Source organism: Pseudodesulfovibrio sp. zrk46 (genome assembly GCF_012516435.1).
In the GTDB taxonomy this organism is placed as follows: domain Bacteria; phylum Desulfobacterota; class Desulfovibrionia; order Desulfovibrionales; family Desulfovibrionaceae; genus Pseudodesulfovibrio.
The window spans coordinates 3,532,681-3,559,615 of the sequence record NZ_CP051216.1 but is presented as its reverse complement, the minus strand read 5'-3'; the positions used below and the strand labels follow the sequence as shown (position 1 = coordinate 3,559,615).

The following is a 26,935-nucleotide window of genomic DNA, read 5'->3' as shown; positions in this document are numbered from 1 at the left end:
AACTATAGGATGGTTGCCTCGAATTTCTTCATGAAAAAAGATGGGTTGTATGACATTTTGGCTTTTCGGAGACCTTCGTCGCCCAAGTCCTGTTCACGGTTCACGTTGATGAATTCAGCAGCATTATTTTCTAAAAACATTTGATTGATAGCTTGGTATACACCCTTGTAGCGAATATCACCTTTCTCAAAATGAATGACGAGAGAGTCGTCGCAAAGAGGCTCAGCGACAGTGTAGGCTATCACCTTGCCTTCAACGCGTAAGGTGGCTCCCATTAGGCCTTCGATCTGATCGATATTGTGAAGTACACGGGTAATAGCGTGATTCTCGGCTTTAAGGGCATCTGAAGGATTGTTTTCTTCGTACCATTTGTACCACTCGTCCTGCATTTCTAGGACTTCTTCAACACATTCAGGCGCCATGGGCTCGTATTCGTAGAGGTAGTTCTTTTTGAATTGATTGAGTAGGTTCTTTTTCTTGTGGAATTTCTTACCTTTGAGTGCGATCAGTTCTTCTACGGAGTAAACATAGTCCCAGTGGCCTCGATTTTCCTCAAGCAGGATGTTGTTGCCGAATGAGACAGACCAAAGGCGAGCCAAGGCCTCTGGAACGCGGGTAAACCGAGCTGATTCCCGCATTGCGTTGCAACCAGCCCAATCGTATTTTTCCCATGGTCCTACAGGAGCCCAGTATACGGTTTCGGGTTTCGTTTGACGGATAAAACACAGTTCTCCGTGGAAGGCCCATTCTAGGCCATAATGGTCCGCCCAACCATAAACATTGGCAAAGGAGAAGTCACTGGTAAGCAGTTGAGGGCAACCTGTTAGGGCTTTGTGGTACTCATCCTGGCGCTCCAGGCTGACGGTTTCAAATTCAAGTGTCATGCGGATTCCTTGGCGGCGTGGGCATTGCCTTTACGGGATTTAATCATAGCGAAGCGCTGCCAGTTTTTGAAGGTGTATACGTAGACTAGAGTTAAGGACTGTACAATCTGTGAGCAGAACATGGCGATCCAGATACCTTCGGCATTTTGCATACCGAGATGGCCTAGTCCGTAGGCCAAGGGCAGGCGAATGAACCAGGTGGCTGATCCCATGATGAACATGTTCCACATCGTCGCGCCAGCGCCATTGAATGCACCGGCCATGATCATGCTTGTGAGAGTGAACGGGATGGCGAGCATATTCCATTTTAGGTAGTCCACGGCGTGGGCTGCCACTGCAGAGTTATTGGTCAGCAAGTTTACCCACGGAGTGATGAATTGCCAGACTACAATGGAAAATAAACTAATGGATACCAAACCAATTGTCAGGATTCTATAGCCGAAGAGTTTTGCTTCTTCTGGCTGCTGTGCCCCTAGATAGTGGCCGATGAGGATGCTGGCAGTCATGTTGAAGGCAAAAGCAGGTAAGAATAGCAAGGCTTCGATGCGTAGTCCGATGGCCATGCCAGCCAATGCATCAATAGCGTCCCACGGCAAACTGGCAGTAATGGCATACAGAACGAGATAGCCTGAATGCCAGACAACTTGCAGTAATCCGGCAGGCCAAGCGACTTTTGCGAGATATGGTGTAGCGGCTTTCATCCAACGCCATGGTGCGAAGCTTTCTGCTTTGAGGACCCCTTGTCTCGCAAGGAGAATGAGGTTGAATGCAGCGCCTGCAGTCACAGAACCAAATGTAGCCCATGCAATCCCTTTAAAGCCGAGATTGGGCATACCAAACCAGCCTAGACCGAGACCGAGGTCGAGCACGGTGTTGAGTGAAGTTACCAGTACCATGGAGTAGAGCGGATTCATGACCTGCTTTCTAGCTCGAAAGATGGCGTTGGTGATGATCTGCATATAGTAAGGCGGTAAAAGGGCGAGGTACACAGTCAGAAAGTATTCTGTTACAGGACGCATTTCGATCGGAACTTGCAGCGCCGTGAGCAATACGTTCTTAAGTGGTAGCCCCACGAAAAGAAAGACTCCTCCAAGTATTAGTGCAAGGAGAAGGCAGAGTCCTACATAGCGTTTGACGCGTTTGTGCAGGCCAGCCCCTACTGATTGGCTTATGGCGGCCACGGCTCCGTTAGCAACTGCAATGGCCACAACCAGAAGGAAAAAGAGTGATTGGGATATGATTCCCAGTGACGCTTGTACTTCACGGTTAATCTGTCCTGCCACCCAAACATCGGCTAGGCCGATGAGAAAGTGAAAAAACATCATGAGAATCTGCGGCCAGGCAAGATTCCATATGGTGCGGTATGGGGCCCGCGTCATTTTCTCGCTGAGTGTATCTGACATGGTTTCAAGTGGTTTCTAGGCGGGCCAATCTGCGGCGGGCCGTTCGTACATAATATGTCTTCAATTTCAATTGCCAAGTGGTTTTGGGGACTTTTTTATGTATGAGTATATTCTAACGATGTTGTGAGTTTTATCGATCTGCGTTAATTGCTGATTTGGAAGAATATTGGTTTCGCAGATTTGAATGTAATTAGAAAGGTTAAATAATGTCGGCAGTTAGTTTTGATCCTAAGATTCGCATTCTCGTTGTTGATGATTCTAGCACCATGCGTAGGATCATCTGCACAGCTTTAAAAGATATTGGATTAAGAAATATCGTGACAGCGGAAGATGGTGACGAGGCTTGGGAGAAAATTCAGCGGTATGATTTTGATCTCATCCTGTCTGATCACAAGATGGAGCGAGTCTCTGGAGAGGAGTTGCTAAGAATGGTGAGAGAGGATGAACGATACAGCTGTCTTCCGTTCATTATGATTACGGCTGAGGCGTTTCGTGATAACGTTATGAAGGCTGTACAGCTTGGAGTGTCGAACTATATTGTTAAGCCGTTTAATTCTGAACAGCTTCGTGTAAAGATCGAGAAAGTTATTGGAACTATTTGCTAATGGACCTAGTGCTGGTGTGGTACGTCACCTTCTTCGTGTACATGTGTATGGGTGTGGGGTTTGAGCTCTCCAGGGCGAATTTTGCCGTCGCGCATGGCTATAAGCTTGTCCGTTGTGGCAGTGAGAAAATCGGGTTCATGTGATACCACCAAGCGAGCCATGTTGAGATTTTGAAGTATCTCGATGAGGTGATCCTTGGCCTCTGGGGACAACCCTGTGGTGGGCTCGTCTAATACTAGGACTTCTGGATCCATGGCAAGAATAGTCGCTAAGGCTACTAGTTTTTTTTCTCCTCCTGACAGCCTGTAGGGAACACGATCCTCAAATCCTGACAACCCTATTGATTCAAGTGCGCTGGCAGCCTTCTCGCGAGCCTCGCTTTGTGAAAAACCTTGGTTCAGAGGACCAAAGGCTACGTCGTCCAGTACTGTTGGGCAGAAGAGTTGGTCGTCGGAGTGCTGAAATAAAAAACCGATTTTGAGTCGCGCTTCGTCCAAGGCGTTGCCATCAGCCATAGTTTTTCCAAACAGATTGACTACCCCTTGCTGGGGTTTGATCAGCCCCATGAGGATGTGAAGCATGGTCGTTTTGCCTGCGCCATTTGGGCCGAATAACCCTATTTTCTCTCCCTCATGTAAATGAAAATTTAAGCCATCTAAAGTGTTCTCACGTCCAGGGAAGGCGTAGATAATGTCTTTAAGTTCAATGACTGCATGACTCATGCGAGACCTCTCTTAATGATTTCCAAGCTTTCTATGCCGATGGTAGCTAGTAGGCATATCCCAAGAAATACGTAATCACGTTTTGATGTGGTGAATGTGGTGAGTGAATAAAATTGACCACGAAACCCTCTGCATCTCATAGCGGCGTGGACACGCTCAGCGCGATCCCAGCTTTTGACAAGCAGCATACCCACTAACCACGCATAGGTACGGTAGGTATGGGTATCGGTTCGCGGCTTGAATCCCCGAGCTGACATTGCTTGACGCATCGTCTGGTATTCTTGGTGAATGACGAAAATATAGCGGTAGGTGAATAGCAGTATGTGGCAAAGCTTGTTGGGGATTCTTAGCTGCTGCATGGCTGGGCCGAGGTCCTGCACTTTGATGGTACCTATGAGTGCCATGAGTGTAAGTACTATACCGTTTGACTTAATTGTGATCAGTGCAGCGAGCAGTATACCCGAGTTCGTGAGATTGAAAGGGCCATAGTTCCACATTGATTCTCCCGGAGTAGAAAAGGGGAGAAATAGCCAGAGAAATAAAATGAATGTGTTTACGACAATGAGTCGTTTGGAGGCTAACCTCATCGGGAGTTGTCCTAAGAGAGCTAAAAGAACTCCAATAGTCAACGAGGCTGAGGCTTGATCAATATTTTGGAGTAGGGCGGCAGGAATGGTCAGCAGACCCGCGCAAAGCAACCGAATGCGTGGATCCATGCGGTGCAGGAATGAGTCGCCCGAGGCGAAAGGTTCTCCAATAGCGGCCACGATTACACCACATTACCTTGAAATACTGTTTGTTATTAGGAAATCAAGGGGTAGTATAAAATGGGAAACCGTGCAACCGCATTGAAGATGAAATGTGATTATTCGGCTACGAGTCCCACTTCCGGAGCAATAGAGGTAATGGAATCGATGCCGATTTGGAGGAATTCTCCCAACTCAAGGCCGATTTTATCGCATTCACGGATACAGTCGCGATTGACACTGGCGGCGAATGCTTTGTCTTTTATTTTCTTTTTAAGGCTCTTTGGCTTCATGCCCTCGATTTTAGTGGGGCGTACTAAGGCTGCCGCGTGAATCAAGCCTGTGACGGTTTCTCCACATCGCATTGCGTAGTCGAATTGGGTTGAAGGGACTTCTGCTCCGTTCATCTCATAAGCATGGCGACGAATAGCGTTCAAAGCTTCAGCAGGAAGTTTGTCTTCAAGCAAGTCTACTGTGTTAAGTCCATGGCGTTCAGGATTATCACCTGTAGTGGCATAGTCCAAGTCATGAAGTAGGCCGGCAATCCCCCATAGCTCCTCGTCTTGACCGAGTTTCTTTGCAAGACCGCGTAGGACGGCTTCGGACTCAAGTGCGTGATTAATCAGGTTGGTCTCGGTGTTGTGCTCTTTTAGGAGGTCTATAGCTTCATTGCGGGAAATCATCTCTACTCCAAATCTTAAAGTTAAAGTTTAACTTTCAAAAAAAGTCACATAAATTAGGCTAGATGTGAGTTCATTACTTAAGTCATAGTATGGCAACTGTTGTCAGTACAGAAACAGAACTATGCAGATTTATGCATTACAGAGAGTCGTAGAGCCAGCAAGCAACCTCAACGCCATTGGGTATTTCATTTAGATCGGGCCGAGTGTGTGAGCATTTTTCAAACGCTTTGGGGCAGCGTGGATGAAAGGGGCAACCTGTCGGTGGATTTATTGGGCTGGGTAAGTCCCCTGATAAAGGGATCTGAGCTGACTGAATGGTTGGATCAGGGCGGAGAACTGCTGACAGTAATGCTTCAGTGTATGGGTGGCTCGGATTAGCGAATAGAGTGTCACTTGGGCCGATTTCCATGATGCGCCCTAGGTACATTACAGCTACTCGATCCGAAATGTGGCTGACTACTGATAGGTCATGAGAAATAAAGATGTAGGTTAGATTGAACTGATGCTGAAGTTCCTTTAACATACGCAGCACTTGTGCTTGAACTGATACATCTAGTGCGGAAACTGGTTCGTCACATACAATTAGTTGCGGGTCTAAAGCTAAAGTGCGTGCTACAGCTACACGTTGACGTTGACCTCCGGAAAATTCATGAGGGTAGCGATTACCATGCTCTGGGCGCAAGCCCACTAATCCTAGTAGGGTCTCAACTCGTTCTTTACGTTCAGTCGAAGAACCGATTTTGTGGATATCGAGCCCTTCACGTATGATTGAATTGATTTTTTGACGGGGGTTTAATGAGGAGTAGGGGTCTTGAAAGACCATTTGCATGCGGCGACGTAGTTCCTTTTCATTCCACGTTGCGACTGACCGTTCTTTGAAAATAATCTCGCCTTTGGTCACTGATTCCAAGCCCATGATGCATTTGGCAAGAGTTGATTTTCCACATCCAGATTCACCAACGAGTCCGAGGGTTTCTCCTTGATTTACTGTAAAGCTTACGTTGTCTACGGCTCGTACTGAATCAGACTTTAATCCGAACATGCCGCTATTGACTTTGTAATGCTTGCTAACGTTAAGGAGTTCGAGAAGGGGCATGGCGATCTCCTATTCGTAAAGCCAACACCGTACAAAGCGGTTAGGTTCTGGTTCGGTTAATGGGGGAAGCATGAAAGAGCATTTGGCATGAGCATGCGGACACCGTGGGTGGAAGCGGCAGCCCTCCGGCAGATTAAAGATGGACGGAACAATGCCTGGAATCGGGTTGAGATCTGCCTTGTCTCCCATGGTAGGCACGGATGCGAGTAGTCCTTGTGTGTATGGATGCAATGGGTTGCCATATAGTGGGACAACATTGGAAAGCTCAACAATTTTACCAGAATACATCACTGCAACCCGTTGGGCCATGCGAGCAACCACGCCTAGATCGTGTGTGATGAGCATAAGTGAGCCATTCATGCGCGCTTTGAGATCATTCATTAGATCAAGAATTTGTGCTTGAATAGTAACGTCCAGAGCTGTGGTTGGCTCGTCTGCGATGAGAAGATCAGGGTTACAGGCTAAGGCCATGGCAATCATCACACGTTGGCGCATCCCTCCGGAAAGTTCATGTGGGTATGCTGTAGCAATTTTGCCGGGGTTGGGAATACCCACAAGTGTTAGAGCGTCAACGGCCTTGTCTTGTGCCTCTTCTTTCGAAAAGCCTTGGTGGAGTCGGAGCGGCTCTGCTATTTGGTCGTTGATGCGGAAGACCGGGTTGAGAGCGGTCATGGGCTCTTGGAAGATCATTGAGATTTGGTTGCCGCGTACTTGTCTAAGTTCTGCCTCGGACATGTCTAGGAGATCTGCACCACGATAATAGACATTGCCTTCGGTTATGCGACCTGGTGGGTCTGGCACTAAGCCGAGAATGGATAGGGCGAGAACTGTTTTACCACAGCCTGATTCACCTACGATGGCAAGGGTTTCTCCTTGCATAAAGGATAGGCTGACGGTATCCACCGCCTTGGCGATGCCTTGAGGTGAGGAAAAGCAGGTGGTCAACTTGCGTATGTCGAGAAGGATGTCGCTCATGAAAAGAGATTCCAATGGTTCGCGGTTTTGTCGTATATACGGCATATCGATGCGAACGTAAACGATCCAAGGATATGAAATGGCGAAGGTAATTATTGTAGGCGGCGGCTTGGCCGGTTGTGATGCGGCATGGCAGTTGGCCGAAGCTGGTATTTTGGTGGAGCTCTATGAGATGAAGCCAGAGAAGCGCAGCGAAGCGCATTTCGAGGACGGGCTAGCTGAGTTGGTTTGTTCCAATTCTTTTCGCGCTACAGGACCTAATGCGGCTATCGGCTTGCTAAAAGAGGAAATGAGTTCTTTGGGTAGCCTTATAATGGAAGCCGCATTTGCCACCCAAGTGCCTGCGGGGGGAGCTTTGGCTGTGGATCGTACCTTGTTTTCCGAGTACATTACGAAAAAGTTGGAGAATCACGACAATATCACGTTGATTCATAAGGAAATTAAGTCATTGGATGACGAGGAGTTGCAGCATGCGGACGCTGTGATCATCTCTGCAGGACCGTTGGCCAGTCAGGAATTGACCGAGAGTCTGATGCAGGTCATTGGAAATGCACGTCTTTATTTTTATGATGCCATCGCTCCTATCGTGTCTCGTGATTCTATTGATTTTGATAAAGCTTTTTGGGGATCTCGCTGGAAGCCCGAGGATGATGATTACTTGAACTGTCCAATGAGCGAGGAAGAGTACAAGACTTTTGTGGCCGCTCTGTTGGCAGGTGAGAAAGTCAAGCCGCGTGAGTTCGAAAAGGAAAAACATTTTGAAGCGTGTCTGCCTGTAGAAGCAATGGCCGAGCGCGGAGAAATGACTTTGGCTTTTGGGCCGCTCAAGCCAGTGGGATTTGTTGATCCCAAGACTGGTGAACGTCCTTTTGCTATTGTGCAGCTTCGTACCGAGAATAAAGACAAAACAGCATTTAATCTCGTGGGCTTTCAGACCAAGCTAAAATATCCTGAGCAGAAACGTATTTTCCGTATGATTCCCGGATTGGAAAATGCGGAATTCCTGCGGCTTGGATCAATTCATCGTAATACTTATGTTAATGCGCCTGAAGTGTTGGATGATAACATGCAGATCAAAGCCAAACCTGGCTTTTATATGGCTGGTCAGATTACTGGCGTGGAAGGCTATCTAGAATCTGCCGCTTCAGGCCTTTGGCTGGGGCTGACGCTGGCGAAGCAGTTCACTGGTGAAACGCTGGTCAAGCCGCCTGTTGAAACGGCTTTAGGAGCCCTTTTAGGACACCTTACCAATAAACCTGAGAAGGAATTCCAGCCTTCAAATGTAAATTTTGGTCTTATGCCCGGTCTTAAGAAGAAGATGAAAAAGAAATTCCGTAAGGAAGCTTATGGCAAGCGTGCCCAAGAAGCCTTTTCCGTATGGTTGGAGGAGGGGGGATTGGCATAATACAGCCGCAACTGGGGCCGCTCGGGCCGAGGTCCGAGCGGCAACGTTATGTTTTATAGTGAGCCTGCTGACTGGATAACCTTACCCTTGGCGTTGTATACGGGGGATGCCTCAATCTTGACGAGCTCCTTCGCCTTCGATGGATCCACCATTACTTCGCGTTGCATACGCTGCTTGCGGATGTCCTTCATTTCTTGAGCGCCTGATGTGTCTCTGCGTCGGGTTTCTTCGATCATTTGATCTAGGTTAGTCTTGCCGGGTAGGTCTTGGGAAATGTTCGACATGGCTGTACCTCCTGCCTTTTTGCTTGTCTTTCAGCCTGTCTCCCCATGGAACAATGTTCCGTTAGAGAAAAATATGCATTTCATATACCATTCATGGGAATGATGGCTCCGATAGAAGATTGCGATGGTGTAAGGGGTTGCGTATTCTATTTTCATTGCGCATGGTTGTTTCAGCAGAAGAGTATGAGCATCAACATTCAATCCACGGAGTAAGGCCATGGCTGACAAACCATATGGTCCAAATACCCAGGCGTTGCACGCAGGCCACACCCCAGATAGTGATACAGGGTCTCGGGCTGTCCCTATTCACCAGACTACGGCGTATCTATTTCGTGACGCCGAACATGCTGCTAATTTGTTCGCTCTGAAAGAGCCTGGGTACATTTATACTCGGCTCATGAACCCCACTACGGATGTACTGGAACAGCGTCTTGCGGCGATGCACGGTGGTGTTGGAGCGTTAGCAGTATCCTCTGGAATGGCCGCTATTTTTTATACTGTAACTTCGATCGTGTCTGCTGGGCAGAACATCGTTTCCGGTTCCAATCTTTATGGTGGCACTCAGACTTTGTTTGAACACACTCTTAAAAGGTTTGGTATCGAAGCGCGTTTGGTTGATTCTTCCGATCCTGCCAATTTTGAAGCCGCAATCGATGAAAATACACGGATGGTTTATAGTGAATCCATCGGCAACCCTCGCTGCAATGTTGACGATTTACGCGGTATTGCTGAGGTCGCTCACAATCATGGATTACCATTTGTCCTCGATTCAACTGTAGCGCCCCCGCCTATGTTTAATGCTTTCGACGTGGGATGTGATATCGCCGTGCATTCTTTGACTAAGATCATTGGTGGGCATGGCACTTCTATGGGGGGAGCCATTGTAGAGAAGGGCGACTTCGATTGGGGTGTATCTGGAAAATTCCCGGAATTAACTGCTCCAGATCCGACATACAATAACGTTAACTTGTGGGAAGCATTGGGGGGCGCAGCTGGTAACCCCTGTCCTGTTTTTGTTACCAAGGTGCGTATTGGTATGTTGCGTGACACAGGTGCATCCATATCCCCTATGAATAGCTGGCAAATCCTTCAAGGTATGGAAACTTTACCTATTCGAATTCAACGCCATTGTGAGAATGCTCAGAAGGTCGCTGAGTTTTTAGAGACGCACTATGCCGTGGAGTGGGTTAATTACGCAGGACTTCAAAGTCATCCTGACTATGATCGTGCAAAAAATACGTTTTCTATGGGGCCGGGAGCTGTATTTGGATTTGGTGTTAAGGGAGGTATGGAAGCTGGGAGTAAGTTCATTGATTCCGTCAAGTTATGCTCCCATTTAGCCAATATTTTGGATGCCAAGACATTGGTCGTACATCCCGCATCAACAACCCACGGGCAGTCTACTCCTGAAGAACAACTTGCTGCAGGTGTTCCCGTTGATCTCATTCGAATCAGTGTGGGAATTGAGGATGTGGAAGATATTATCGAAGATCTTGATCAGGCGTTGGCAGCGTCACAGCGCTAACAGCTACTCATCATTGAGTAATAAAAAAGGCTCCGTATTACTACGGAGCCTTTTTTGTTGGTGAGATTTTAAAATAGTATCTTTTCAGGTGGGCGTCGCTCCGGCACCACATTTTTTTCGACGGTTCCTTCATTGTATTCTTTGCTAACGTAGAGTGCGCAGAAGCATGCTCCGAATTCTTTTACGTCTTCTTCGCGATAAGTGCAGGGACAAATAATATCTTTATCTGCTTCAAACTCGCCGTTGGCCAGACGGCAAGGACAAGCCATATAGCCGAGGCGCTCTTTGTTGGTGAGGAGGCTCTCGATGAGAGGCATGGTCATGTCCATGTCTTCGTTGAAATAATAGCCTTTGGGTTCCTGTAATTTTTTAAGGTTTTCAAAAAGTGTCTTGGCATCCATTTTAATCGTCTCCCTGAAGAGCTTTGTCGATCTTATCCTTGTGGTAGCCAACGACAACTTTGTCTTTGATTACAATGGTGGGGAATGATACAGCTGGATTATGTACCTTGAGTTCCTGAACAATCTCTTTGCGATCATCGCCGGTGAGCTCGTCAACATGGACGCAGTTGTATTTCACACCACACTCATCAAGGTATTTTTTTGCATTACGGCAGTGAATGCAGGTTGACAGAGCATACACTTTGATATCGTCCATATTGAAAGCCTCCAGGTCGAACGACGGCTTGTCGTTTGTTTTTTGATCTTTTTCGGGGTTCGACGATATTATGGGGTCTTCGTCGACGATGCCCTTGAAAAACTCTTTGATGAATTTGAACACGACTTAGTCTCTTCGTAGTGTGAGTTCGAGTTTCCTTACAGCTAACGAGCACAGGAATGTCAGTATGAAATACATGACCAGCACCGTGGTCCATACTTCAAAGCTACGATAGGTGGTGGTCATAAGCTGTTGGCCTTGGAAAGTTAGTTCCTCAATGGAAATAACCGACACGATGGCCGAATCCTTGATTATTGATATAAACTGTCCTGCGAGTGCTGGCAACATCCGTTGCAAGGCTTGTGGCAAAATGATGTAGCGTAGAGATTGTGAACGACGCATGCCAAGAGCTGTTGACGCTTCCCACTGTCCGTTTTCGATTGATTCGATGCCCGCGCGGACTATTTCAGCAATATAGGCTGCTTCAAATAAAGTGAGGGTAATGACTGCGGAAAGAAATTGTGGGAAGCGGTTCATGGGCCCGAAAAAAAACGCAAGGGAAGATTTGGTCTTGTCAGAAATGCTGTAAACGAAATCATCTATATGAAGGGCGGTCATTATTTGATCGCCTATGAAGAAGTAGAAAATGAAGATAAGTACCAAGGGCGGGGTGTTGCGGATGAGTCCCACATAGGTCGAAGAGATTAGGCGTTTAAAAAGGGACGGGCTGACACGGAATAACCCCATAGCGACGCCTACGAGCATGGCCAGTAGTGTTGACCAGATAGACAAGCGGAGTGTGGTGACAAGTCCTTGAGAGAGTAGCCCAAGCCGCCATTCTCCGGCATTGCTATCGAAGCGCAGGAGATATTGAGGGATGATCTCCCACTTCCAGTGGTAGTTCAACCCTGATGCAGCTTTGAAGAAGAAGTATCCGGTCATCCCTGCCAGTAGCACCAAAATGGCGCCGTCCAGCAGGGAAAACCGGATGTTTTTACGATTTGATTGTGAAGGCAAGAGAGAGTCCGTTTACTGAATCAAGTTTTCCCATTCGCTGGTAAAGAACCAGTAATCGTATCGGTTTTGCAACCACCCCTTGGACATGTTTACGCGAACCCAGTTGTCCAGCCAGTTGAGGAAGTCATGCTCACCTTTGCGGACTGCAAAGGAGATCGGTTCCTTGGTAAAGTCGTTTTCAAGGGGCAGGTAAAGTTGGCCTTCATATTCCTGGGCCAGAGTAAAGGGCAGCGGGTTGGAAGCGACTAGGGCATGAACGCGATTGTTTAGAAGCTCTTGGATCGTTTGAGATTCTTCGTCAAAATAGAGCTTCTTGGCTTTGGGTAAGAAATTCTTGGCCGCTTCTGCTGCAGTTGTGCCCAAGCGGACGGCGATGGTAGTACCAGGAGTATTGAAATCTTGAAGAGTCGTACGGTCGCCAGCTTTGGATTTGCTGGCAACGATATTCATGCCCGAGAATTCGTAGGGGATGGAGAAGTTCACCTTGAGGTTTCGCTGTGGCGTAATGGACATACCACCAATAATAATGTCGAATTTTCCAGTGAGCAGCGCAGGGATAATGCCGGACCACTTGGTGGGGACGAATTCGACCTTGACGCCCATATCTTTTGCTAATTTGCGGGCAACTTCAATTTCAAAGCCAATGTATTCACCATTTTTGTCCTTCATTGCCCAAGGCTTGAAGGTGTCAAAGCCTACTTTGATAGTGCCACGCTTGAGAATGGTTTCAAGCTGGGATTTTTCAGCGGCGGTCGCTGTTTGGTTGAGGCCCAAGATAAGCGCAGATAGGCAAAAAAATACGAGTAAGGCAGCTGTGCGAAGTGTTTTCATAAGGATCCTCTCTTCTTTACGGCAAAAGCCAAGGTTACGTAGTGCATGACGCTTGGGCAAAGGTGACGTGCGACACGCCCAAGATGGCAATCATGATTCCTTTACCAGTTCTGATCGCTCTCCAAATGGTCATGGCTGCTCCAGTTGGTTTAACGGTTAGTGGACATAGTTATTGCTTCGTTTCTCCAGTATTTGCACCACACTGGACAGGGCCAGGGTAACTACCAGATAGATCGCGGCAACGGTAAACCAAATTTCAAACGTCAAAAAAGTTTCTGCATCAATCATTCTGCCCTGTTGAGTCAGATCAAGTATAGCAACAGTGGAGACTAGTGCGGAGTCCTTTATTAGAGAGATTGCCTGACTAGTAAGTGGCGGCAAAACGCGCTGGACTGCTTGGGGCAGAATGATGTGTTTGTACATAGAATAGGGTCCCATTCCCAAGCTTTTAGCTGCTTCCCATTGGCCTTTCTCAATGGAAGTAATGCCTGCACGAAATATTTCGGAGGCATACGCCCCTTCGAATAGACTGAGAGCTATGATCGCGGCCCAAAATGCCGACATGTCTAATATGGGAGCAACAACGAAATAAATGAAAAAAATCTGGATAAGCAACGGAGAGTTGCGGATTAATTCCATATACAACCGTGCCACACTGTGTCCTACCCAGGAATCAGACATCCGTAGTAAGGCTGTGGCTAAACCAATTGCCAGCATCAAGATCATGGATATGGATGCAATTTGAAGAGTAACGCCGAGTCCTTGCATCAGTGGCCCCCAGACGAATCCTTCATCCGTGAATTGCCAGAGGTATTGTGGAATACGATACCACTGCCAATTATAACCCAGTTTTTCGGTCCCGAGGCTGATAAACCACAGAAGCCCCGCCATAATTGCTCCAAACTTGAAAATGTCGATTATGGTCGACTTTCTAACGGGAAGAGCTGAGTTCGGCTTTGCTGTCTTGCTGTCGGGCATTAATCTTGTATGGTTTCAATGGGTTGTATGACGATTGAAGCCGTCATGGTGAACACCATACCAGATTTGGTGGAAATGTTCAGGTACTATTCTGTTTTATACTGGTGAAAAAAAGTCAGGAATCAGCGAGTTTGGCATCAATGATCGACTTGATGCGCTCGAAAACTTCATCTGGGGTTGCATCGGCGTTAGCTATTTTGATTCGATCTTTGTTTAGAGCGGCCCAGGTGAGGTAGCCATCACGTATACGACGATGGAAGGAAATGTGCTCAGCTTCGAATCTGCCTTCTTCTTTAGCCTTCCCTTCCTCAATGTTGCGGAGAGTGGCTCTTTTGAGGCCTAGTTCTGGGTCTATGTCCAGCAATATTGTTAGGTTAGGCCACAGTCCGTCCACTGCAACTTCATTGAGTTGCTGTAGTGTCTTGGTGTCCAAACCACGACCATATCCTTGGTAGACAACGGTTGAATCAGCAAAACGGTCACATAATACAACTTTGCCTGCTTCTAATTCGGGACGAATGACTTGGGCAATGTGTTGAGCTCGATCAGCAAGGTAGAGGAATAGCTCTGTGCTAGGAGCAATGTCTTTGTTGTCCACATGGAGAAGCATCCTTCGCAGCTCTTTACCGATGCGACTGCCGCCAGGTTCTAAGGTTAGGAAAACCTCACGCCCAATGGATTCAAAGTAATTTTTAACTTTGGTGATCTGAGTCGTTTTGCCCGTACCTTCTATGCCTTCAAAGGTAATAAACATTGGTTCTCCGGTTTCTCGGTTTTTTTCTTAGTGATGTCTGGAGTTGCAGGGGGGCGGTACACATTGCGGTCTAGAAAACGCATGAACGGTGACCATTCCTGGCCGGTTTTTTCCATATCTGAGTATGCTTGGTCGATAATGTTGAGTTTGGCGTCCATGTTATCCGCAAAGTGAAGGATGAATGCCTCTGGAGTTTTAGGACGAACAGGGGAGCCGAATTCGTGCTCACCATGATGGCTGGTTATAAGGTGTTTGAGATGAAGTTTGAGTCCTTCGTCCAGCGTCTTGCTCCGTTTAAGAAATGGTTCCAGTTTGTCTTGGCCTATCTGAATATGGCCGAGCAGACGTCCTTCATCTGTATAGTCATTAATAATACCACTTGAAAGTTCCCATGCTTTGCCAAGGTCGTGGAAAATGGCGCCGGCAAGAAGGGTTTGTCTATCCAGATTGGGGTATATGTCGCATAACGCCATACAAGCTCGAGATACTTGTAGAGTGTGCTCAAGCAGGCCACCAATATAAGCATGATGTACTGTCTTAGCTCCTGGTGCCATGATCATGCGTTGGCGGATATCCCTATCGTTCAACACCTTGCGACAAAAGGATTTCCAAGGTGCATACTTCATGTGTTCAGTGATCAAATCTTCGATCGCCTCCATGAGTTCCTCAGGGGGGACACAAGAAGTTGGTAAGAAGTCTGAGTAGTTGATTGGCTCCATCGATGAATCAATGATCGTCATGTGATCGACACGAAGTTGATTCTTGTCTCTATAGCTATCGACAAATCCCTGAACATGAACCATTTGTCCCGCCTCTAGGGCAGGATACTCCTGACTCTTAGGGCTCCAAATCTTACCATCGATCTTGCCTGTTGCGTCCTGAAAGGTCAGGTTCCAATATGGGCCATTTTTAGCATTGGCCATATTGGCATTGCTGATCAGAAATAAGTCATTGAGCCCCATTCCTGGAGTCAGGTCATGAATATATTGCGACTTTTTGGTCACGAATCTTGCTATCTCGCTTATGTTAAGGTACCTCGCCCATATTGGCATGATGCCTTCAGGCGGTTTAAGAGGACATCAATTTCCGCTTTCAGGTTATGAACCTGATTTCACTTGGATTGTCAAATCAAGGAAATATCCCATGAACATACTCCTCGCCAATGATGACGGTATTCAGGCTGTCGGCTTGCGGGCCTTGTACTTTGCCCTTCTAGATGCCGGGCATGTCGTTCATGTTGTAGCACCGGTCACCGAGCAATCCGCAGTAGGGCACGCCGTGACTCTATCAATGCCTATTAAAGTAAAGTGGTTCCGTGAGAACGGCTTTAATGGGCAAGGGGTCTATGGAACGCCTGTGGATTGCGTGAAGTTGGGATTATCCACACTGTTAGACCAAAAGCCCGATTTAGTGCTTTCCGGTATCAATGCTGGAGCTAACGTCGGTGTGGATATTCTATACTCCGGTACTGTTTCTGCCGCAACCGAAGGGGCGCTCATGGAAATACCTTCAATGGCCGTTTCCTATGATAATTTTAACCCTGATGATTTAAGTGGACAGGCTAAATACTGCGCTGATTTAATATCTAAAATTCCTTGGAAATCTTTGGCTTCCAAATGCGTACTAAATCTGAATTTCCCGAATTGCTCCGTAGAGAAGGCAAAGGGATTAGTACTGTGTCCCCATACACGTGCTTCATATGAAGATTCCTACGATACTCGACAAGATCCGAGGGGACATAATTATTATTGGCTAACTGGTACCATCCCCCCAGAGAATATTAGTTCGGATAGGGATAGGGCGCTGCTAACTGAAAAGCATATTACCCTTACGCCGTTGCATTTCGATTTTACTGATCGGGTGACTATGTCATTTCTGGATAAAGAATTGTTGTGAGCGGCTTGCGGGAAAATAATTGAAAGCGTATTGTCATTCGTATTCTATCATACTGGGACTCTAAACAGCACCACAATTTGAGGAGGGAGCTGAAATGGCTACGAAAATTGGTTTGAATGGCTTTGGACGTATCGGCAGGTATTTCGCACGCCTCGTGGCAGAAGAGAAGGATCTGGAATTAGTTGCAGTTAACGCACGTGCTTCCAATGAAGATCTTGCTCATCTATTGAAGTACGATTCTGTTCACGGGCGTTTTTTGGATGTGCAGGCTACAGACGATGGCTTTGTAATGAATGGCAAGGCGGTTAAAGTGACTCGCAATGCTCCTGGAGAGTGGACTTGGGGGGAGCTTGGCTGTGATCTTGTTATCGAGTCTACTGGTAAATTTACCGATCGCGAAAGTTGCGAAAAGCACTTGGCATGTGGTGCAAAAAAAGTGCTGATCAGCGCGCCTGGTAAAGATGCCGATGTTACCGTGGTGGTTGGTGTAAATGATGCCGATCTTAAGGCCGAACACAATATTATTTCTAATGCATCCTGCACCACTAACTGCTTGGCTCCGGTCGCCAAAGTTGTCAACGATAAGTATGGCATCAAGCACGGTATCATGACTACGATTCACTCCTACACCATGAGCCAGCGTATTCTTGACGGTTCCCACAAAGATATGCGTCGTGCCCGAGCCTGTGCTGTGAATATGGTGCCTACTACCACCGGTGCAGCTAAGGCCGTTGGTTTAGTTATTCCGGAGCTTAACGGTGTTCTGGATGGTATGGCCGTTCGCGTACCGACTCCTAATGTTTCTTTGGTGGATCTGGTTTGCGAACTGGACAAGAAAGTAACTGCTGAGGATGTGAATGCTGCGTTGAAGGCTGCTGCAAATGATTCCATGGGCTACACCGATGAACCGCTTGTGTCTGTGGACTTTATGGGCTCTACCTTTGGTGGCGTAGTGGATAGTTCTTTGACACGCGTCATGGGTGGCACTCAGCTCAAGCTTATCATTTGGTACGATAATGAGGCTGGCTTCACTCATCAGCTCATGCGTCTGACTAAGAAAGTTGCAGGTATGATATAACATACTTTTTAGTTGTTAAGCACTTGGGCCGTCTGGAGTTCTCTAGGCGGCCCATTTTCGTACGGTTATGCTTAATCGAAGAGAGTTTAGTAAATAAAATATTTTGGATTCAAAAAAATAAGGCCGGACAGCAAGAGCTGGCCGACCTTATTACTACATGTATGGGAATGATTATACTACGCCTTGTGTGCGACGAACATCGTCGCGAAAGAGTTTATAGTTAATGGCATCTACAACAGCTTGCCAACTCGCTTCGATAATGTTGTGAGATACGCCCATGGTTGTCCAGCGTTCGTGCTTATCTCCACTTTCAATGAGTACGCGGACAAAGGAGGCAGTTCCACCTGTGTCGCGTACGGCCCCCGATAGGACACGAACCTTAAAGTCGAGTAGACGAACTTGGCTAAGTTCTGGGTAGAATCGTTCCAGACCTTTACGCAAGGCGCGGTCAAGGGCGTTGACCGGGCCCATACCCGTAGCAGCGGTATGTTCTACCTGACCTTTCACATCTACGATGACTGTTGCCTCGGTGAAAGGTTCTGCATCTTCTTCTCGTTTGGCATCAACCACGAAAAAGTTTTGGAACCGGAAGTAATTGAGTGGTTTGCCTAAGGCTTCCTGTAAAACTAATTCAAAAGAGGCGTCGGCTACAGAGTACTCATAGCCCATGCTTTCACGCTGCTTGAGCTCCTTCAGCAGGCGGTCCACAGTAGGATCGTTCTTGCCTAGTTCGTAACCTAGTTCCTTTGCCTTAAACAGGATATTAGATTTACCCGCCTGATCCGAAAGGAGTACGCGTTGTTCATTCCCCACAGAAGCGGGTTCAATGTGCTCGTAGGTTTTAGAGTCCTTAAGAATAGCGGACACATGGACGCCACCTTTGTGAGCAAATGCAGACGCACCAATAAATGGTTGACGCAGGAATGGACGTAAGTTTGCAGTTTCACTAACGAAGTGTGAAGTTGTCAGCAGGCGCTTCATGTTGTCTTTACCGATTGTCTCTATGCCCATCTTCAATTCAAGATTGGGAATGACAGAGCAAAGGTTAGCGTTCCCGCATCGTTCTCCGTAACCATTGATAGTGCCTTGCACCTGGGAAGCGCCAAGGCGGACGGCTTCAATAGCATTGGCTACAGCCAGTTCTGAGTCGTTGTGGGTATGAATAGCGAATTCTGCCTCGGGTAAAGCATCAATGACAGCCTGGACGTATTCAGAAACCTGATGAGGTAACATTCCGCCGTTAGTGTCGCATAGAGTAAGTCGTGCTGCGCCAGCTTCATGGGCAGTCTTTAGGACCTGAAGGGCGTATTCAGGGTTGTTTTTGTAGCCATCGAAGAAGTGTTCGGCATCAAAGATGACTTCATCGACTCGTTCGTTCAGATAGCTGATGCTGTTATTGATCAGTTCAAGATTGCGTTCAAGCGGAACGCCGAGGGCTGTAGTCGCGTGAAGATCCCATGTCTTGCCAAAAATGGTGATGACTGAGGTCTCTGCTGCCAACAGGCCCGCTAGGATCGGATCAGTCTCTGGAGTTGTCTTAGCAAGGTGAGTAGAGCCAAATGCTGTTAACTTCGCGTTTTCGAATTTGTGCGACTTGATTTCGTCGAAGAATTTTTGGTCGGTGGGGTTGGCTCCGGGCCAACCCCCTTCGATATAATGAATGCCCAGTTCGTCGAGTTTGTGGGCAATACGGACTTTGTCCTGGGTTGTAAGATTAAGTTCTTCAGCCTGGGCGCCGTCACGCAGTGTAGTGTCGTATATCGTTACTTTTCTCATGGTGTCTCTGTGGTGTCGCCATTCTCTAATTGGAAGGCATTGTGAAGTGTTCTAACCGCAAGCTCGGTGTATTTGTCGTCGATCAAGCATGTAACCTTGATCTCGGATGTGCTGATCATCAGGATATTGATGTTCTCATCGGCAAGCGATTGGAATGCCTTGGAGGCGACTCCTGAGTGGTTACGCATGCCGACGCCGATAATCGACACCTTAGAGACATTAATATTGCTGTGTAGTTCTTCGTATCCGATTTCGTATTGTAGCTTTTCTAGAGTCTTGATGGTTTGGTCTACATCTGCTCGCGGAACAGTGAAAGTCATATCGGTCTTGCCGTCCTTACTTGGGTTCTGGACGATCATATCAACGAGGATGTTCTGTTCCGCCAGAGGGGAGAAGATAGCAGCGGAAACACCTGGGGTATCTTTGACGTGTACAAGGGTAATACGGGCCTGATCCTTGTCGTATGCGATTCCGGAAACGAGAACGGATTCCATGGTTTCATCCTCCTGAGTGACTATAGTGCCCGGCTCATCGGAAAAAGTGGAGCGGACGTGAACGGTTACATTGTATTTTTGGGCAAATTCAACGGAGCGGATTTGTAGAACTTTGGCGCCCATACTAGCCATCTCGAGCATTTCGTCATAGGCGATGCGGTCAATTTTACGCGCTTCCGTGCACATATTGGGATCGGTTGTGAAAACGCCGGGAACATCTGTATAGATTTCACAGACATCAGCATCAAGTGCTGCAGCCATGGCTACAGCAGAAGTGTCAGAACCGCCGCGGCCAAGAGTAGTTATGCGTTGTTCAGCATCACATCCTTGGAATCCTGCGACAACTAGAACATCATACTCATTAAGCATTTTTTGGAGCTTCTCTGAGTCGATGTCTGTGATGCGTGCGCTACCAAAGGCGTTATTAGTGCAAACCGGAGCCTGAAATCCGAGTACAGAGCGGGCTTTCACTCCTTGTTGCTTGAGCAGCATCGCAAAAAGAGCACAGGATACTTGTTCTCCTGTGGATACCAGAGAGTCTCGTTCTGCCGGGTCCGGATTGTCAGACCATTCGTCGGCAAGGGCAAGAAGTCGATTTGTTTCGCCTGCCATAGCCGATAGAACCACGATGACCTTGTTGCCTTCGCGATAGGGGCGAAGCACTTTCTGCATTACCTGACGTTGACATTCGAGGTTACGGACGGAGGTTCCACCAAATTTTTGTACGACGATATTCATTTTGGATCTGCGCTTTATTGCTTGAGTTTGAATTGTTCCGGCAAAGTGTTGGCAATTTCCAGAGCAACCCTTCCCATGGCATGGAAGGTAAGGGTCCGTCCAGTCTCGGACGACGTCCATTCAAGGAATATGGATTCTTCGGGCCAGTATTCCCGGTCAAGGAATTGTATCCATTCCACCACTGCCAGGGTTGCCCGGTCCTCAAAGAGTTCGAATAGCTCGTCGTCTGGAGGCATGCCTTCTAGCCGGTACAGGTCAAAGTGGGCTACTGGCGGGGTGGTTGGGTAGAGATTAAAAATATTAAAGCTCGGACTAGACACCTCTGCCTGGGCTGCGCCGGGTAGAGACTCCACCAATCCACGAACCAAGGTGGTTTTACCTGAGCCAAGATCCCCTTGCAGCAGCAGGGCTGGAGGATTGGGGATGCCTGCTAGTGCATTGGCCAGGAAGCGGCCCAGCACAAGGGTGGCATCGGTATCTTCGAGGTGGAGTTGAACGTCCATGAAAACTAATCAGCCCGGAGAAGTGTCTTGAGAACGTCTTCCTTGCCCACTACACCAACGAGTTTACCGGCGTTCAGGACTGGGAGAGTGTATAGTTTTTCGTTGGCCATCATGGTTGCAATATCTTCCATGGTCGTTTCAGGACTGATAAATGTAGGAGCCGGTGTCATTGCCTCACCTACAGTCATGGCTGTAATTTTGCTCATTTCCCGTTCCAGTTCATCGTGTGAGGAAAGAGGAAATACACCGTCGAGTAAGGTGAAGAACGACGGTAGAGTGACCTTTTTTTGTTGTGCAACGAGATCGGATTGGCAGAGGACGCCAACCACTTTATCGTTTTCCACGACAGGTGCACCATTGATCTTCTTTTCAATCAGGGTTTTAGCTGCTGTGGCGATATCTGTCTCAGGAGTCAGGGTGATGCACTTTGTGGTCATGATGTCTTTTGCTTTCAGCATTATGCAACTCCTTCAATATACTGTTTGACTGCCATAGGCAGCGAGTCTGCGATGTCTGAGGCAAAATTGCCCCTCATCGGAAATTTCTCTCTCAAAATCCGCCCAGTCATGCCGTGCCAGTATACGCCAAGACTAGCGGCTTCAATCGGTTCCAATCCTCGTGCGAGTAGAGAACCGATAATGCCAGATAGCACATCTCCAGAGCCTGCTACAGCGAGGTTGGGCTCGGAGAAAGGACTGATGCAGGTCATCGTCTGATCTGCGACCACTGTCCCCGCGCCCTTAAGGACCAGCGTGGCGTTGCTGATTTCGGTGAATCTCTGTGCGTATCCAAGTCTCTCTTCTTGGATTTTTGAATTGGGCACACCAAAGAGTGTAGCCATTTCACCGGGATGTGGAGTCAGAATTGTGTCTGACGGAAGTTTTGTCATCTTTTCGGAAAGTTGTGCTAGTCCGAAAAGTGCGTCCGCATCCATCACTAGGCGCGCGGGACACTCTGCAATAAAAGCGTCGAGGAAATCAACCGTTTTTCTTGACCTGCCAAGGCCTGGCCCTATGACAATGCTATCAAACTGACTAATTTTATTAAGAATAATTTCTGATAAATTTTGTGACCAGTGGTCACTTTTGTTTAAAGGCAGGGTCATTATGTCAGGATTCCCTGCTTTGATGGTGTCCGCCAGTCCACCTGGGCATGCGATGGTGACAAGTCCTGCACCACTTCGCAACGCACCCATTGCAGAAAGATAAGGTGCACCAGTTAGGCCAGGTGAGCCTCCTATAATTAGGATGTGTCCGGCCTTTCCTTTGTGCATGTCCAACTCTGGCGTTGGAATTAAATTCATAATCTCATCGGATATAAGGTGGTGTCTTGCTGGATGTTTCTCTTGCACAAGAGAAGGGATGCCGATTGACTGAACATGTAAAATCCCGGTGAATCGACTTGCTTCAGGCATAATCAAGCCAAGTTTTGGAGCTTCGAAGGTAACTGTACTATCGGCAATTATCGCTTCGGGCTGCGGTTGGCCATTTAGTCCACTAAGGCCAGAAGGAATATCAATAGATAAGACATAGCTATGCTTAGCAAGTCGATTGATGTTGCGAATAAGTGTTATGTAGTCATCACGGAGATGTCCCCTCAGGCCGGTTCCAAGTAGGCCATCGATTACGATATCTGGTTGGGGTAATATATTAAAATTCACCCGGTCCAGGTGCTTGAGTGGGACTCCAAGCTTTTGTGCCCACAAAAGATTACTACGAGTCTCGGCTCGGTAATGTTTTTTGGGTTTTGTGTGAAAAACTGTGACGTCTGCGCCCAAATCTTGAAGCATACGCCCCATCGCAAACGCATCACCGCCGTTGTTGCCGGAGCCCGCGAAGCAGAATATTTCCTTTTCTTCTACTGGGCCGTATTCATCCAAGAGTACAGATACGGCTTCACGACTAGCGGACTCCATGAGTGTCACGCCTGGGATGCCGATAGTCTTAATGGTTTCCCGGTCCCATCGTAACATTTCTTCAGGAGTGGGGAGTGGCAGAAGCATCAGGGCTCCTTGAGTTTGAGGTTGCTCCTATCCTTCTAATACCACGGTGGCGGCGGCTGTGTCACGGGAGTGGGTGAGAGATATATATGCTGAGGTAACTCCTAGTTCTCGGCATTTCTCAAGTCCCGTCTCTAGAAAATGAATTTCTGGTTTGCCGCTGGGCGCGTGGACAATCTCTATACATTTGAAATGTATGCCTTCAGCGAACCCTGTGCCAAGTGCTTTGACGGCTGCTTCTTTAGCTGCGAAAAGAGCAGCTAGTCGGGGTACAGGATTTTTACGGGGCAACTGTTTTAACTCTCGTTCCGTCAGTATCTTTTCAGCAAAACGAAGGCCGAACCGCTCCCAGTTGTTTTGGATGCGGTCCAGCTCCGTAAGATCTATGCCGAGGCCTTTGATCATGCGTAATCCTAGTCCGCAAAAGTACGTATAAGTTGGACCATGTCGCGGACGGCACGGTCTAGGCCAACATAAATGGCGCGTGCCATTATGGAGTGACCGATAGAATATTCTTTGATGCCGGGAACGTCTTTAAATGACAAAATGTTGCGATAGTTTAGTCCGTGCCCAAGGTTAACTTTTAGGCCAATCCCTTGAGCTAGTTTGATTCCTTCAATAATCTTGGTCAGTTCCGCATTGCGAGCGTGTATGTCTTTTGCATCGGCAAAGTGGCCGGTATGAATTTCAATGTACTCCGTGCCGATGGCTCTGGCTGCTTCGATTTGCTTTGGGTCAGCGTCTATAAAAAGAGAAGATCGAATGCCTCGGTCATGTAAGGGAGCAAGGAATTTTTCCAGTTTTGTCTCGTTGCCAATGCAGTTGAGTCCCCCCTCAGTTGTCAGTTCTTGACGTTTTTCTGGGACGAGGCAAACCATTTCTGGCATGTTTGCAATGGCTATTTCCTGCATTTCCTTGGTGGCAGCCATTTCCAGATGAAGGCGGGTGTTGCAGGTCTTTTTGATCAACTCAACATCGCGATCTTGAATGTGACGACGATCTTCTCGAAGGTGGACAATAATACCTGTTGCTCCTGCCATTTCAGCCAGATAGGCGGCAGAGACGGGTTCTGGTTCTATACCCATGCGGGCTTGTCTGAGAGTCGCGACGTGATCAACGTTGACTACTAGTGTTGGCATGTATATCTCCTTGATTAATTCTTTAAGGACTGAATATCCTCACTGATTAAGCCTTCTTGAATTGAATGGCAACCACAGGTCGTGTCTGTGACGATTCCGAGACTGCTTTTTCTTAATATTGACATGGAAAGCATAGTAAGGGTATCCGCTGAGCCTGTTGAAAAGAATAAACTCTATTCGGAGAATTAATAATGAATGTTTGTATTGTCGGTACAGGGTATGTGGGGCTTGTTTCTGCAGCTTGTTTTGCCGAAATGGGTAATAATATCTCGTGCGTTGACGTTAATCCCAAGGTTGTTGAGACTCTTCGTGATGGTAAAGTCCATATTTATGAACCAGGTCTCGAAGAATTGGTAAAGCGAAATAATGCGGAAGGGCGTTTAGTCTTCACGACAGACCTTGCTGAAGGTATGGCCGATGCACAGGTCGTATTTATTACAGTTGGAACCCCCTGTGGTGATGATGGTACGTGCGACCTTAGTTTTGTTGATGCAGTAGCTCGTGAAGTCGGTCAAAATATGACTTCTCCTAAAATTATTGTGGACAAATCTACAGTGCCTGTGGGGACAGCTGATCGTGTGAGGGGCATTATCGCGGAAGAGCTTGAGAAGCGGGGAGAAGATATTTATTTCGATGTTGTGTCTAACCCTGAGTTTCTTAAAGAGGGCGATGCCGTTTCTGATTTTATGAAGCCGGATCGTGTTGTTGTTGGTACTGAAGACGAGGAGTCTGCCAAGGTGCTGAAACAGCTTTATGCCCCATTTGCGCGTAGTCGTGAGAAACTTATCGTCATGGGAGTTCGTTCTGCCGAGATGACTAAGTATGCTGCGAACTGCATGCTTGCAACGAAGATTTCTTTTATTAATGAGATCGCTAATATTTGTGAGCGTGTTGGGGCCAATGTTACCGAGGTTCGTGCCGGCATTGGTTCAGACAGTCGTATTGGTTACAGTTTTATTTATCCGGGTGTAGGATATGGTGGTTCTTGCTTTCCTAAGGACGTAAAGGCACTCATTGGAACTGCCAAGGAAAATGGTTACGAAGCGACTCTCATCCAGTCTGTTGATGATGTTAATAATCGTCAGAAACACGTATTGGCCGATAAGGTTAAAGCATATTATGACGCTCAGGGCGGGGTTGCTGGAAAGACATTGGCTCTGTGGGGTATTGCTTTTAAAGCCAATACTGACGATATACGCGAGGCTTCGGCAGTTGAGGTCATTAAAGACCTTACCGCTCTCGGAATGAAGGTAAAGGCATTTGATCCTGTCGCCAATGAGCGTGCTCGTGAAGAAGTAGGGGATTTGGATGGGCTGGAGATCATGGATAGCCAGTATGACGTGCTGGAAGGTGCAGATGCTTTGGCTGTGGTAACTGATTGGAATCAGTTCCGTGATCCTGATTTCGAGAAAATTAAGAGTATGCTCAAAGCACCTATTGTTTTTGATGGCCGTAATCTTTATGTGCCTGAGCGAATGGGAGAGGCTGGATTCGCATACTTTAGCATCGGGCGTGTGCCGGTAAGATAACCATTGTAGTAATACTAATAAAAATCCCCAGAAGCAAAGCTTCTGGGGATTTTTATTAGGTAAGATACAAGAAAACCTAGCCGCAAGAGCTAGGTTTTCTTTTTCATTGTTTGTAATTTTTTTAGAATTGGCTTTTGCAGCATGTTCTAAACTGCAACTCTTGTAGGATTACCCTTTCATATTCTGGGTTATAGTCGAAGTCGACTTCTTGCTGCTGATCCAACATTTTTGCAAGTTGTTGGGTTTCTTCCCAAAAGTCTAGTAATTCATCGTCAGCCAGAATTTTAACCTGATCAATGAGAGAAGGGGTGTCCCCGAAGGCGGCGTATTGACCCATATGGTGCAGTCCGTCCTTTGTTTAATAAATTTCAAACAATTTCAATCATGTGCGACTGAAGCTGAGCATACGTTAGTCCTTTATTTTTAAGGCGTCAATACCATGGATACGTCTCCTGTTGAGTGAAGAATGAACACGTATTTGTCTTTAATGAATGATTTGATGGATATCCGGTATGTTGTTTTTTTTATAAAAAAAGGGTTACAATATTGGCTTGTGCAACAATTTCATATGGCTACACATTTTAATTGACAAAAATGATGGCGGTTGACACATTTATGACGTTAAAAAATGTTCGACAAGCGCATTCAAAATGACTTTTCATGAGGTGGATATGAGCGTCGAAGCCGAAGATATGGTGGATGTTGATGAGGTAGAAGTTGACCAAAAATTGATTCAACTGGTCACTTTCAGCATTGGCGAAGAAGAATTCGGAGTCAATATTCTTCAGGTGCAGGAAATTATCCGGACCATGGAGATCACCAATGTGCCACGAGCTCCTGAGTTTGTTGAGGGGGTCATAAATCTGCGCGGAAAGGTCATTCCTATTGTTGATATGCGCAGTCGTTTTGGGTTGGAGTCAAAAGAGCATGACAAGTATACACGTATTATTGTCATCGAAATCGATATGATCATTGTTGGCTTTGTGGTTGACTCTGTCTCAGAGGTACTTAGATTGCCAGCAAGCCAAGTTCAGCCGCCGCCTCCTGTCGTAGCCGGCATGGATTCTGAGTATATTGACGGCGTGGGCAAGCTGGACGACAGGTTGCTTATTTTGCTCGATCTTGATTCTCTTCTCGACAATGAAGAAGTGGAAGCCCTGACTGGCGTCTAGGCTCCATAATTAGTTAATGACAAGCCGTCTTTCTCCCGATAGGGAG

At 47.2% G+C, this 26,935-nt stretch carries 30 protein-coding genes; 7 read left to right on the top strand and 23 right to left on the bottom strand.

Features of this window, described 5'->3' with window-relative positions:
- Positions 1–2 precede the first annotated feature (2 nt).
- On the bottom strand, positions 3–884 hold the full coding sequence (locus HFN16_RS16155) for a phosphatidylglycerol lysyltransferase domain-containing protein (protein ID WP_168891734.1): 882 nt from the start codon (positions 882–884) through the stop codon (positions 3–5).
- The gene (locus tag HFN16_RS16150) at positions 881–2,287 is read right to left on the bottom strand and encodes an MATE family efflux transporter (RefSeq protein WP_168891733.1); all 1,407 of its coding nucleotides are present in this window, start codon (positions 2,285–2,287) and stop codon (positions 881–883) included. The genes HFN16_RS16155 and HFN16_RS16150 overlap by 4 nt, the downstream gene beginning before the upstream one ends.
- 206 nt (positions 2,288–2,493) lie before the next feature.
- Here HFN16_RS16150 and HFN16_RS16145 point away from each other — a divergent pair, with 206 nt between their 5' ends.
- A complete protein-coding gene (locus HFN16_RS16145; RefSeq protein ID WP_168891732.1) occupies positions 2,494–2,892 on the top strand; it encodes a response regulator in 399 nt (132 codons plus the stop codon).
- Between the two features lie 5 nt (positions 2,893–2,897).
- Here HFN16_RS16145 and HFN16_RS16140 read toward each other — a convergent pair whose 3' ends face one another.
- The 5 genes from HFN16_RS16140 to HFN16_RS16120 all read right to left on the bottom strand — a co-directional run bounded on the left by HFN16_RS16140 (position 2,898) and on the right by HFN16_RS16120 (position 7,114).
- Complete coding sequence (locus tag HFN16_RS16140; RefSeq protein WP_168891731.1) at positions 2,898–3,614, bottom strand: ABC transporter ATP-binding protein; 717 nt, start codon at positions 3,612–3,614, stop codon at positions 2,898–2,900.
- Positions 3,611–4,381, bottom strand: a complete 771-nt coding sequence (gene cbiQ / locus HFN16_RS16135; RefSeq protein ID WP_168891730.1) for a cobalt ECF transporter T component CbiQ — start codon at positions 4,379–4,381, stop codon at positions 3,611–3,613. The genes HFN16_RS16140 and cbiQ overlap by 4 nt, the downstream gene beginning before the upstream one ends.
- Positions 4,382–4,479: 98 nt before the next feature.
- Positions 4,480–5,043, bottom strand: a complete 564-nt coding sequence (locus HFN16_RS16130; protein WP_168891729.1) for an HD domain-containing protein — start codon at positions 5,041–5,043, stop codon at positions 4,480–4,482.
- A gap of 136 nt (positions 5,044–5,179) precedes the next feature.
- Complete coding sequence (locus HFN16_RS16125; protein WP_168891728.1) at positions 5,180–6,139, bottom strand: dipeptide ABC transporter ATP-binding protein; 960 nt, start codon at positions 6,137–6,139, stop codon at positions 5,180–5,182.
- A gap of 9 nt (positions 6,140–6,148) precedes the next feature.
- A complete protein-coding gene (locus HFN16_RS16120; protein WP_168891727.1) occupies positions 6,149–7,114 on the bottom strand; it encodes an ABC transporter ATP-binding protein in 966 nt (321 codons plus the stop codon).
- 79 nt (positions 7,115–7,193) lie between these two features.
- Here HFN16_RS16120 and trmFO point away from each other — a divergent pair, with 79 nt between their 5' ends.
- Complete coding sequence (gene trmFO / locus HFN16_RS16115; RefSeq protein ID WP_168891726.1) at positions 7,194–8,519, top strand: methylenetetrahydrofolate--tRNA-(uracil(54)-C(5))-methyltransferase (FADH(2)-oxidizing) TrmFO; 1,326 nt, start codon at positions 7,194–7,196, stop codon at positions 8,517–8,519.
- A 53-nt stretch (positions 8,520–8,572) separates the two neighbouring features.
- Here trmFO and HFN16_RS16110 read toward each other — a convergent pair whose 3' ends face one another.
- Positions 8,573–8,803: a hypothetical protein gene (locus HFN16_RS16110; protein ID WP_247648363.1), complete on the bottom strand. Its 231-nt coding sequence runs from the start codon at positions 8,801–8,803 to the stop codon at positions 8,573–8,575.
- 217 nt (positions 8,804–9,020) lie between these two features.
- Here HFN16_RS16110 and HFN16_RS16105 point away from each other — a divergent pair, with 217 nt between their 5' ends.
- Positions 9,021–10,328 carry an O-acetylhomoserine aminocarboxypropyltransferase/cysteine synthase family protein gene (locus HFN16_RS16105; RefSeq protein WP_168891725.1) on the top strand — a complete coding sequence of 436 codons (1,308 nt, stop codon included), beginning with the start codon at positions 9,021–9,023 and terminating at the stop codon, positions 10,326–10,328.
- A gap of 68 nt (positions 10,329–10,396) precedes the next feature.
- Here HFN16_RS16105 and HFN16_RS16100 read toward each other — a convergent pair whose 3' ends face one another.
- The 7 genes from HFN16_RS16100 to HFN16_RS16070 all read right to left on the bottom strand — a co-directional run bounded on the left by HFN16_RS16100 (position 10,397) and on the right by HFN16_RS16070 (position 15,569).
- Positions 10,397–10,729 carry a ferredoxin-thioredoxin reductase catalytic domain-containing protein gene (locus HFN16_RS16100; RefSeq protein WP_168891724.1) on the bottom strand — a complete coding sequence of 111 codons (333 nt, stop codon included), beginning with the start codon at positions 10,727–10,729 and terminating at the stop codon, positions 10,397–10,399.
- Position 10,730: 1 nt separating this feature from the next.
- Positions 10,731–11,108: a glutaredoxin family protein gene (locus HFN16_RS16095; protein ID WP_348771056.1), complete on the bottom strand. Its 378-nt coding sequence runs from the start codon at positions 11,106–11,108 to the stop codon at positions 10,731–10,733.
- Between the two features lie 3 nt (positions 11,109–11,111).
- Positions 11,112–12,002: an amino acid ABC transporter permease gene (locus HFN16_RS16090; protein WP_247648362.1), complete on the bottom strand. Its 891-nt coding sequence runs from the start codon at positions 12,000–12,002 to the stop codon at positions 11,112–11,114.
- A 12-nt stretch (positions 12,003–12,014) separates the two neighbouring features.
- On the bottom strand, positions 12,015–12,833 hold the full coding sequence (locus HFN16_RS16085; protein ID WP_168891723.1) for a transporter substrate-binding domain-containing protein: 819 nt from the start codon (positions 12,831–12,833) through the stop codon (positions 12,015–12,017).
- A 156-nt stretch (positions 12,834–12,989) separates the two neighbouring features.
- Positions 12,990–13,724, bottom strand: a complete 735-nt coding sequence (locus HFN16_RS16080) for an amino acid ABC transporter permease (protein ID WP_348771055.1) — start codon at positions 13,722–13,724, stop codon at positions 12,990–12,992.
- 202 nt (positions 13,725–13,926) lie between these two features.
- Positions 13,927–14,565, bottom strand: a complete 639-nt coding sequence (gene tmk / locus HFN16_RS16075) for a dTMP kinase (protein ID WP_168891721.1) — start codon at positions 14,563–14,565, stop codon at positions 13,927–13,929.
- A complete protein-coding gene (locus HFN16_RS16070) occupies positions 14,541–15,569 on the bottom strand; it encodes an HD domain-containing protein (protein WP_247648361.1) in 1,029 nt (342 codons plus the stop codon). Before HFN16_RS16070 ends, tmk begins: the two co-directional genes overlap by 25 nt.
- 139 nt (positions 15,570–15,708) lie before the next feature.
- Here HFN16_RS16070 and surE point away from each other — a divergent pair, with 139 nt between their 5' ends.
- Complete coding sequence (surE, locus tag HFN16_RS16065) at positions 15,709–16,461, top strand: 5'/3'-nucleotidase SurE (protein WP_168891719.1); 753 nt, start codon at positions 15,709–15,711, stop codon at positions 16,459–16,461.
- 94 nt (positions 16,462–16,555) lie between these two features.
- Positions 16,556–17,539 (top strand): type I glyceraldehyde-3-phosphate dehydrogenase, encoded by a 984-nt coding sequence (gap, locus tag HFN16_RS16060; RefSeq protein ID WP_168891718.1) that lies wholly within the window; start codon positions 16,556–16,558, stop codon positions 17,537–17,539.
- 171 nt (positions 17,540–17,710) lie between these two features.
- Here the strand turns inward: gap and cimA are convergent, their stop codons facing one another.
- From cimA to HFN16_RS16025, 7 genes are read right to left on the bottom strand one after another with little or no spacing between them, the layout of a single operon-like run.
- Entirely contained in the window at positions 17,711–19,315 is a 1,605-nt protein-coding gene (cimA, locus tag HFN16_RS16055; RefSeq protein WP_168891717.1) for a citramalate synthase, read from the bottom strand.
- Positions 19,312–20,547: an aspartate kinase gene (locus HFN16_RS16050; protein ID WP_168891716.1), complete on the bottom strand. Its 1,236-nt coding sequence runs from the start codon at positions 20,545–20,547 to the stop codon at positions 19,312–19,314. The genes cimA and HFN16_RS16050 overlap by 4 nt, the downstream gene beginning before the upstream one ends.
- Before the next feature lie 14 nt (positions 20,548–20,561).
- Positions 20,562–21,050 (bottom strand): tRNA (adenosine(37)-N6)-threonylcarbamoyltransferase complex ATPase subunit type 1 TsaE, encoded by a 489-nt coding sequence (gene tsaE / locus HFN16_RS16045; protein WP_168891715.1) that lies wholly within the window; start codon positions 21,048–21,050, stop codon positions 20,562–20,564.
- Positions 21,051–21,055: 5 nt separating this feature from the next.
- Complete coding sequence (locus HFN16_RS16040; RefSeq protein ID WP_168891714.1) at positions 21,056–21,508, bottom strand: CBS domain-containing protein; 453 nt, start codon at positions 21,506–21,508, stop codon at positions 21,056–21,058.
- Positions 21,508–23,052 (bottom strand): NAD(P)H-hydrate dehydratase, encoded by a 1,545-nt coding sequence (locus HFN16_RS16035; RefSeq protein ID WP_168891713.1) that lies wholly within the window; start codon positions 23,050–23,052, stop codon positions 21,508–21,510. The genes HFN16_RS16040 and HFN16_RS16035 overlap by 1 nt, the downstream gene beginning before the upstream one ends.
- Positions 23,053–23,079: 27 nt before the next feature.
- The gene (locus tag HFN16_RS16030) at positions 23,080–23,454 is read right to left on the bottom strand and encodes a holo-[acyl-carrier-protein] synthase (protein ID WP_168891712.1); all 375 of its coding nucleotides are present in this window, start codon (positions 23,452–23,454) and stop codon (positions 23,080–23,082) included.
- An 8-nt stretch (positions 23,455–23,462) separates the two neighbouring features.
- On the bottom strand, positions 23,463–24,188 hold the full coding sequence (locus tag HFN16_RS16025; RefSeq protein WP_168891711.1) for a pyridoxine 5'-phosphate synthase: 726 nt from the start codon (positions 24,186–24,188) through the stop codon (positions 23,463–23,465).
- Positions 24,189–24,379: 191 nt separating this feature from the next.
- Between HFN16_RS16025 and HFN16_RS16020 the strand changes: the two genes are divergently transcribed.
- Entirely contained in the window at positions 24,380–25,717 is a 1,338-nt protein-coding gene (locus tag HFN16_RS16020; RefSeq protein WP_168891710.1) for a UDP-glucose/GDP-mannose dehydrogenase family protein, read from the top strand.
- 121 nt (positions 25,718–25,838) lie between these two features.
- Here the strand turns inward: HFN16_RS16020 and HFN16_RS16015 are convergent, their stop codons facing one another.
- Positions 25,839–26,054 (bottom strand): hypothetical protein, encoded by a 216-nt coding sequence (locus tag HFN16_RS16015; protein ID WP_168891709.1) that lies wholly within the window; start codon positions 26,052–26,054, stop codon positions 25,839–25,841.
- A gap of 334 nt (positions 26,055–26,388) precedes the next feature.
- Between HFN16_RS16015 and HFN16_RS16010 the strand changes: the two genes are divergently transcribed.
- On the top strand, positions 26,389–26,889 hold the full coding sequence (locus HFN16_RS16010) for a chemotaxis protein CheW (RefSeq protein WP_210772210.1): 501 nt from the start codon (positions 26,389–26,391) through the stop codon (positions 26,887–26,889).
- The last annotated feature ends 46 nt before the right edge of the window (positions 26,890–26,935 follow it).

Bases quoted from the DNA above. Each gene is read 5' to 3' on its own strand.
- HFN16_RS16035 (WP_168891713.1), bottom strand. From the start codon at position 23,052: ATGCTTCTGCCACTCCCCACTCCTGAAGAAATGTTACGATGGGACCGG.
- HFN16_RS16080 (WP_348771055.1), bottom strand. From the start codon at position 13,724: ATGGCGGGGCTTCTGTGGTTTATCAGCCTCGGGACCGAAAAACTGGGT.
- HFN16_RS16030 (WP_168891712.1), bottom strand. From the start codon at position 23,454: ATGATCAAAGGCCTCGGCATAGATCTTACGGAGCTGGACCGCATCCAA.
- tmk (WP_168891721.1), bottom strand. From the start codon at position 14,565: ATGTTTATTACCTTTGAAGGCATAGAAGGTACGGGCAAAACGACTCAG.
- trmFO (WP_168891726.1), top strand. From the start codon at position 7,194: ATGGCGAAGGTAATTATTGTAGGCGGCGGCTTGGCCGGTTGTGATGCG.
- HFN16_RS16125 (WP_168891728.1), bottom strand. From the start codon at position 6,139: ATGCCCCTTCTCGAACTCCTTAACGTTAGCAAGCATTACAAAGTCAAT.
- HFN16_RS16020 (WP_168891710.1), top strand. From the start codon at position 24,380: ATGAATGTTTGTATTGTCGGTACAGGGTATGTGGGGCTTGTTTCTGCA.
- HFN16_RS16085 (WP_168891723.1), bottom strand. From the start codon at position 12,833: ATGAAAACACTTCGCACAGCTGCCTTACTCGTATTTTTTTGCCTATCT.
- HFN16_RS16025 (WP_168891711.1), bottom strand. From the start codon at position 24,188: ATGCCAACACTAGTAGTCAACGTTGATCACGTCGCGACTCTCAGACAA.
- HFN16_RS16140 (WP_168891731.1), bottom strand. From the start codon at position 3,614: ATGAGTCATGCAGTCATTGAACTTAAAGACATTATCTACGCCTTCCCT.
- HFN16_RS16040 (WP_168891714.1), bottom strand. From the start codon at position 21,508: ATGCTGAAAGCAAAAGACATCATGACCACAAAGTGCATCACCCTGACT.
- HFN16_RS16010 (WP_210772210.1), top strand. From the start codon at position 26,389: ATGAGCGTCGAAGCCGAAGATATGGTGGATGTTGATGAGGTAGAAGTT.
- tsaE (WP_168891715.1), bottom strand. From the start codon at position 21,050: ATGGACGTTCAACTCCACCTCGAAGATACCGATGCCACCCTTGTGCTG.
- HFN16_RS16105 (WP_168891725.1), top strand. From the start codon at position 9,021: ATGGCTGACAAACCATATGGTCCAAATACCCAGGCGTTGCACGCAGGC.
- HFN16_RS16100 (WP_168891724.1), bottom strand. From the start codon at position 10,729: ATGGATGCCAAGACACTTTTTGAAAACCTTAAAAAATTACAGGAACCC.
- HFN16_RS16110 (WP_247648363.1), bottom strand. From the start codon at position 8,803: ATGTCGAACATTTCCCAAGACCTACCCGGCAAGACTAACCTAGATCAA.
- HFN16_RS16015 (WP_168891709.1), bottom strand. From the start codon at position 26,054: ATGGGTCAATACGCCGCCTTCGGGGACACCCCTTCTCTCATTGATCAG.
- HFN16_RS16050 (WP_168891716.1), bottom strand. From the start codon at position 20,547: ATGAATATCGTCGTACAAAAATTTGGTGGAACCTCCGTCCGTAACCTC.
- HFN16_RS16155 (WP_168891734.1), bottom strand. From the start codon at position 884: ATGACACTTGAATTTGAAACCGTCAGCCTGGAGCGCCAGGATGAGTAC.
- gap (WP_168891718.1), top strand. From the start codon at position 16,556: ATGGCTACGAAAATTGGTTTGAATGGCTTTGGACGTATCGGCAGGTAT.
- HFN16_RS16130 (WP_168891729.1), bottom strand. From the start codon at position 5,043: ATGATTTCCCGCAATGAAGCTATAGACCTCCTAAAAGAGCACAACACC.
- HFN16_RS16120 (WP_168891727.1), bottom strand. From the start codon at position 7,114: ATGAGCGACATCCTTCTCGACATACGCAAGTTGACCACCTGCTTTTCC.
- HFN16_RS16150 (WP_168891733.1), bottom strand. From the start codon at position 2,287: ATGTCAGATACACTCAGCGAGAAAATGACGCGGGCCCCATACCGCACC.
- surE (WP_168891719.1), top strand. From the start codon at position 15,709: ATGAACATACTCCTCGCCAATGATGACGGTATTCAGGCTGTCGGCTTG.
- HFN16_RS16145 (WP_168891732.1), top strand. From the start codon at position 2,494: ATGTCGGCAGTTAGTTTTGATCCTAAGATTCGCATTCTCGTTGTTGAT.
- cimA (WP_168891717.1), bottom strand. From the start codon at position 19,315: ATGAGAAAAGTAACGATATACGACACTACACTGCGTGACGGCGCCCAG.